The sequence below is a fragment of the Catenulispora pinisilvae genome (assembly GCF_015356865.1).
GTDB lineage: Bacteria > Actinomycetota > Actinomycetes > Streptomycetales > Catenulisporaceae > Catenulispora > Catenulispora pinisilvae.
Map to the genome: position 1 here is coordinate 24,857 of NZ_JAAFZA010000116.1, position 6,555 is coordinate 31,411.

Here is a 6,555-nt window from a genome sequence, read left to right on the forward strand (position 1 = left end):
ACCCGACAAGAACGGAGCCGGGACGCCTGGTAGGCAGTCCCGGCTCCGTTCTCTTCACGATCAAAACCCGCGATCGCCGCTAGTCCCGCTCACTGCGGCATCAACCAGCACCAACCGGCGCCCGCGATCGTCGCACTAGCCGCGGATCCCGCTCACCGCAGCACGACCAAATCGTCCCGATGCACCAGCTCCCGCTCGTACTGCGGCCCCAGCGCCACCGCCAACTCCCGCGTCGAGCGCCCCAACAGCTCCGGCAGCTCGCTGGCGTCGTAGTTCACCAGCCCGCGCGCCACGGCCACGCCGGCGTCGTCCACCAGATCCACCGGGTCCCCGGCGCTGAAGGACCCCTCGACGCCGGTCACCCCGGCCGGCAGCAGCGACAGCCGCCGCTCGACGACGGCGCGCACCGCTCCGGGATCCAAGCGCAGCGACCCGCGGGTGTCGGCGGCGTGGGCCAGCCACAGCAGCCGCGTGGGAGTCCGGGAACCGGTGCGGTGGAACAGGGTCCCGACGACCTCGCCGCGCAGCGCCCGGGCCGCGTGCGCGGCCGAGGTCAGCACCACCGGGATCCCGGCCTCGGTGGCGATCCGGGCCGCCTCCACCTTCGTGGCCATCCCGCCGGTCCCGACCCCGGCCTTGCCCGCGCCGCCGATGGCGATCCCGGCCAGGTCCTGCGGGCCGCGGACGTCAGGGACCTGCGAGGTGCCGGGCTTGGCCGGGTCACCGTCGTACAGCGCGTCCACGTCCGAGAGCAGCACCAGCAGGTCGGCGTGCACCAGGTGGGCCACCAGCGCCGCCAGCCGGTCGTTGTCGCCGAACCGGATCTCGTGGGTGGCGACCGTGTCGTTCTCGTTCACGATCGGCAGCACGTTCATGTCCAGCAGCCGCGCCATCGTCTGGTGCGCGTTGCGGTAGTGCGAGCGCCGGGTGGTGTCGTCGACCGTGAGCAGCACCTGGCCGACCGTGCGGCCGTAGCGGGCGAAGGAGGCCGTGTACCGGCCGACCAGCAGGCCCTGGCCGACCGAGGCGGCGGCCTGCTGGGTGGGCAGGTCCTTGGGCCGCTTGCGCAGCCCCAGCGGCGCCAGGCCCGCGGCGATGGCGCCGGAGGACACCAGGACCAGCTGGGTGCCCGGGACGCCCAGCCGGGCGGCGAGGGCGTCGACCAGGGCGTCGACCCGCTCTCCGGACAGGCCGCCGACCGCCGTGGTGAGCGAGGAGGAGCCGACCTTGACCACAATCCGCCGGGCAGCGCTCACCACCGCTTCTCGATCTGACTCAGTACGCGGCTGGCCGGACACGGTCGCTCAGAACCCTTACTCTTCGTCGTCCTCGGGGGCGAACACGTCGATTGTTCCATTCGCGCGGCGGCGGTGCGCCTTGCGATACTCGGCGTCTCGCGATGTGGGCTGCTCCTCGTGCAGGTGCAGGCGCGGGTCCTCGCCGCGGCGGCCGCCGGTGGCGGTGACGCCGAGCGCGCCGGTGGGGATCGAGGGCTGCCAGTCGAAGACCACGGCCCGCGGGCCCTCGCCGATGACCACGGTGTCGCCCTCGTGCGCGCCCATCTTGACCAGCTGGTTCTCGACGCCGAGCTTGTTGAGCCGGTCGGCCAGGAACCCGACCGCCTCCTCGTTGTTGAAGTCGGTCTGGCGCACCCAGCGCTCGGGCTTGCCGCCGAGCACGAAGTAGGCGTCCTCGGCCTCGTCGTAGCTGATGGTGAAGCCGACCTCGTCGACCGCCTTCGGGCGGATGACGATGCGCTCGGGCTCCGGCTCGACCCGGTTCGCCCGGGCCTCGTTCACGATCCTCGCCAGCGCGAAGGACAGCTCGCGCAGGCCGGCCCGGGACACCGCGGAGACCTCGAACACGTTCAGGCCCCGGGCCGCCAGCTCCGGCCGCACGATATCGGCCAGGTCCTGGCCCTCGGGGATGTCGGTCTTGTTCAGCACGACCAGCCGCGGCCGGTCGGACAGCTTGCCGTACAGGCCCCACTCGCTGTCGTCGCGAGAGGCCTCGTAGGCGGTCAGTTCGGCCTCGATGACGTCCAGGTCGGAGATCGGGTCGCGGTCGCTCTCCAGGGTGGCGCAGTCCAGGACGTGCACCAGCACCGCGCAGCGCTCGATGTGCCGCAGGAACTCGTGGCCCAGGCCCTTGCCGTCGGAGGCGCCGGGGATCAGGCCGGGCACGTCGGCGATGGTGTAGACCGACTCCCCGGCGCTGACCACGCCCAGGTTCGGGACCAGGGTGGTGAACGGGTAGTCGGCGATCTTCGGCTTGGCCGCGGACATCGCCGCGATCAGCGAGGACTTGCCGGCGCTGGGGTAGCCGACCAGGGCGACGTCGGCGACCGACTTCAGCTCCAGGCTGAACTCGCCGTCCTCGCCGGGCTCGCCGAGCAGCGCGAAGCCGGGGGCCTTGCGCTTGGAGGTGGCCAGCGCGGCGTTGCCCAGCCCGCCGGTGCCGCCGTGCGCGACGACGAACCGGGTGCCGCCGCCGACCAGGTCCGCGATCACCTCGCCGAAGCCGTCCTTGACCACGGTCCCGGAGGGCACCGGCAGCACCAGGTCGGCCCCGTTGGCCCCGGTCTGGAAGTCGCCGCCGCCGGGCTTGCCGTTGCCGGCCTTGCGGTGCGGGGCGAAGTGGTAGTCCAGCAGCGAGGTGGTGTTGCCGTCCACCACCAGGACGATGTCCCCGCCGCGGCCGCCGTTGGCCCCGTCCGGGCCGCCCAGCGGCTTGAACTTCTCGCGTCTGACCGAGGCGCAGCCGTGGCCGCCGTTCCCGGCCGTGACATGCAGCTTCACGCGGTCGACGAAAGTCGCCATGGTCAGCGCCTCCTTGCAATCTGTATAGGTCCTACAACACGAAGAAGCGGGCCGGGGATCTCCCCCGGCCCGCTCCGTGAAGCCGAGTTACTCAGCCAGCGCCGGTACGATCGAGATCACGCGCCGACCGCGCAGCGTGCCGAACTCCACCTTGCCCTCGACGAGCGCGAACAGGGTGTCGTCCTTGCCGCGGCCCATGTTCAGGCCGGGGTGGAAGTGGGTGCCGCGCTGGCGAATGATGATCTCGCCGGCGTTGACGTTCTGGCCGCCGAAACGCTTCACGCCGAGGCGTTGGGCGTTGGAGTCGCGGCCGTTCTTGGAGGACGATGCGCCCTTCTTGTGTGCCATGGTTCAGCGCCCCTCTTCTTACTTCTTGCCGCTGTCGATAGCGGTGATCTTGATCTGGGTGTGCTTCTGGCGGTGGCCCTGGCGCACGCGGTAGCCGGTCTTGTTGCGGTACTTGAGGATGTGGATCTTCGGACCCTTGGTCTCCTCGACCACCTCGGCCTTGACCTTCACGCCCTCCAGGACCCACGGGTCGGAGGTGACGGCGTCGCCGTCGACGAGCAGGATCGCGGAAAGCTCCACTTCCTTACCGGCCGGGGCGCCCGGGAGGCGGTCCACCTCGACGACGTCGCCGACAGCCACCTTGTGCTGCCGTCCGCCGCTCTTGACGATCGCGTACACCGCGAAACTCACTCTCTTCTCGTCGACTGTGGGTCGATCAGGTCTGCAATCACACTCTTGACCAACTCAGTTGCCGGTCACGAGCGTCCAGCACTTCTGACGAGGTGCGGACTGACGACCCATCGAGCCGATCATCACCCGGGCCGCCTACCGCTTGCGCGAGGGCCCCTGGATGCCGGGCACACGTATCGCATGCCGAAGCTCAAGGGTACGGAAGTCCGCGCCTGTGGGTCAAACTGGCGCCGGAGCGGTCCGGCCGGGCCACACGGCCCGGCCGGACCTGTCTGTCAGCTGTGCGCGGTCGGCGGACCGGCCGGACGCTTGGCCGCGCGCCGGACCCGCAGGCCACGCCGCTTGGGCGCGTCCTGGGCCGATTGCGGGTCCGCCTCGGCGGCGGAGGCCGCCGCCGCGACCGCCACAGCCACCGGCTCCGCCTCGGTCTCCTGCTTGTCGGCCTCGGCGCTCACGTCGGCGCCCGCGTTCGGGACGTAGACGGTGTGCGCCTGGGCGTCCCCGGCGGCCAGCCGCTCGGTGACGTCGGCCTCCTCGGCGGCGACCACGTCGGCCGGGGTCAGCACCGGGGCCACGACGTGGGCGCGGTTCGGGACCCGCTCCACCTCGCTGTGCTCGGACAGCTCGGCGGCCTCGTCCTCGGCCGGGTCCCGGTCGGTGCCCGCCGCGACCTTCGTCACCTTGGTCACCGTGACCGGGCCGGCCGGAGCCTGCTCGCCGTCGGCGAAGTCCTGGAACTCCTCCGGCACCCCGTCCACGTCGTACTGCGGGTCGAACTGCTGCTGGCGGTCGGCGTGGCCGTGCGACTTGCGCCGCTTGCGCCGCCCGCGCCCGCCCTCGTGCTCGTCCTCGCCGCCGTCGGACTGCCCCGAACCGCCCTGCTTGCCGCTCCGGCCCTGATTGCGGCCGTCGCGGTCGTCCTCGTGCAGCTGCGCGTGGCTGACCGGCACCGGCTCCATGTGCACCAGCACGCCACGGCCGTTGCACTTGTCGCAGGTCTCGGAGAAGGCCTCCAGCAGGCCCTGGCCGACCCGCTTACGGGTCATCTGGATCAGGCCCAGCGAGGTGACCTCGGCCACCTGGTGCTTGGTCCGGTCCCGGCCCAGGCACTCCAGCAGCCGGCGCATCACCAGGTCGCGGTTGGACTCCAGGACCATGTCGATGAAGTCGATGACGATGATGCCGCCGAGGTCGCGCAGCCGCAGCTGGCGGACGATCTCCTCGGCCGCCTCGATGTTGTTGCGGGTGACCGTCTCCTCCAGGTTGCCCCCGGAGCCGGTGAACTTGCCGGTGTTGACGTCGATCACCACCATCGCCTCGGTCCGGTCGATGACCAGCGAGCCGCCGGAGGGCAGCCAGACCTTGCGGTCCAGCCCCTTGGCCAGCTGCTCGTCGACCCGGTGCACGGCGAAGACGTCCTGCTCGGAGGTCCAGCGCTCCAGCCGCGGCGCCAGGTCCGGGGCCACGCCGCCGACGTACTCGCCGATGGTGTCCCAGGCCTGGTCGCCGGAGACGATCAGCTTGCTGAAGTCCTCGTTGAAGATGTCGCGCACCACGCGCACGGTCAGGTCCGGCTCCCCGTACAGCAGGGTCGGGGCCGAACTGGCCGAGGAGGCCGCCCGGCGCTGGATCTCCTCCCACTGCGCCGACAGCCGCTCGACGTCGCGGCGCAGCTCGTCCTCGGTCGCGCCCTCGGCGGCGGTGCGGACGATGACCCCGGCGTGCTCCGGGACCACGGCCTTCAGGATCGCCTTGAGCCGGTTGCGCTCGTTCTCCGGCAGCTTGCGGCTGATCCCGGTCATGGTGCCCTCGGGCACGTAGACCAGGTACCGGCCGGGCAGCGAGATCTGGCTGGTCAGCCGGGCGCCCTTGTGCCCGATCGGGTCCTTGGTGACCTGGGTCAGGACCGCCTGGCCGCTCTTGAGCACGCTCTCGATGCGCTTGGCCGAACCGGTCACGCCGGCCGCGTCGAAGTTGACCTCGCCGGCGTACAGCACGGCGTTGCGGCCCTTGCCGATGTCGACGAACGCGGCCTCCATCGAGGGCAGCACGTTCTGCACCTTGCCCAGGTACACGTTGCCGACGTAGGAGGCGGACTGCGCGCGGTTGACGTAGTGCTCGACCAGCACGCCGTCCTCCAGCACGCCGATCTGGGTCCGGTCGCCGCTCTGGCGCACCACCATGATCCGCTCGACGCTCTCCCGGCGGGCCAGGAACTCGGCCTCGGTGATCAGCGGCGCCCGGCGGCGGCCGGTGTCCCGGCCCTCGCGGCGGCGCTGCTTCTTGGCCTCCAGCCGGGTCGAGCCGCGCACGCCCTGCACGTCGTCGTCCGTGGCCACGCCGCCGCCCTTGCGGTCGCGGCTGCGCACCCGGGACTCCCGGACCTTGACCACGGTGTTCGGCGGGTCGTCCGGGCTCGCCTCGACGGCCTCGCCACCGGCCCGGCGGCGCCGGCGACGACGGCGACGGCTGGAGGACGTGCCGCCCTCTTCGTCGTCCTCGTCTTCGTCGTCGTTCTCGGCCTCAGCGCTTTCGGCAGCGGTCTCCGACTGCTCCGCGCGGTTGCGGTTGCGATTCCGCGTGCGGGTGCGACGGGCCGGGGCCGGCTCTTCCTCGGCCTCCGCCTCCGGCTCGGCTTCGGCCTCCTCGGCCTTGGCCGCCGCCTTCGTCGCCGCCTTCTGCGCGGCGGCGGTGGTCAGGTCGGGGGCCTGGAACAGCGGGACGCCGGCGGCCGGGGCCGCGGCGCGGGCGGCGATGATGGCGCGGGCGCGTTCGGCCGGGGAGAGGCTGTCGAGGTCGACCGCGGGGGCGGCGGACTGCTGCCCTTCCTCGGTTTCGGGCTCGGCGTCGGTGGTGGCGGCGTTGGCGGTGGCCTTGGCGTTGCTCTTGCCGGTGGTCTTGGCCGTGGCCTTGCCCTTGGCCTGCGCCTGGTCAGCGGACCCGGCGGCCTTTTCGTGGGGGCGCGGCGGGCCGGCCGGGGACGAGGCGGCGCGGCGGCGGGTGCGCTTGGGGTTGGATTCGGTGGTTGCTTCGGGGG

At 72.1% G+C, this 6,555-nt stretch carries 5 protein-coding genes; all 5 read right to left on the reverse strand.

The window, feature by feature from the left end:
* Positions 1 to 152: 152 nt before the first annotated feature.
* Positions 153 to 1,256 carry a glutamate 5-kinase gene (gene proB, locus IZR01_RS28055; RefSeq protein WP_194897655.1) on the reverse strand — a complete coding sequence of 368 codons (1,104 nt, stop codon included), beginning with the start codon at positions 1,254 to 1,256 and terminating at the stop codon, positions 153 to 155.
* Between the two features lie 57 nt (positions 1,257 to 1,313).
* Positions 1,314 to 2,819 (reverse strand): GTPase ObgE, encoded by a 1,506-nt coding sequence (obgE, locus tag IZR01_RS28060; RefSeq protein ID WP_194897654.1) that lies wholly within the window; start codon positions 2,817 to 2,819, stop codon positions 1,314 to 1,316.
* An 87-nt stretch (positions 2,820 to 2,906) separates the two neighbouring features.
* The gene (gene rpmA, locus IZR01_RS28065; RefSeq protein ID WP_194897653.1) at positions 2,907 to 3,167 is read right to left on the reverse strand and encodes a 50S ribosomal protein L27; all 261 of its coding nucleotides are present in this window, start codon (positions 3,165 to 3,167) and stop codon (positions 2,907 to 2,909) included.
* Positions 3,168 to 3,185: 18 nt separating this feature from the next.
* The gene (rplU, locus tag IZR01_RS28070; protein WP_194897668.1) at positions 3,186 to 3,506 is read right to left on the reverse strand and encodes a 50S ribosomal protein L21; all 321 of its coding nucleotides are present in this window, start codon (positions 3,504 to 3,506) and stop codon (positions 3,186 to 3,188) included.
* Positions 3,507 to 3,793: 287 nt separating this feature from the next.
* A partial coding sequence (locus tag IZR01_RS28075; RefSeq protein ID WP_194925603.1) for an Rne/Rng family ribonuclease occupies positions 3,794 to 6,555 on the reverse strand: 2,762 nt, incomplete at its 5' end.

What these genes read in the sequence shown, in the direction of transcription:
- obgE (WP_194897654.1), bottom strand. Translation starts at nt 2,819, where the DNA reads ATGGCGACTTTCGTCGACCGCGTGAAGCTGCATGTCACGGCCGGGAAC.
- rpmA (WP_194897653.1), bottom strand. Translation starts at nt 3,167, where the DNA reads ATGGCACACAAGAAGGGCGCATCGTCCTCCAAGAACGGCCGCGACTCC.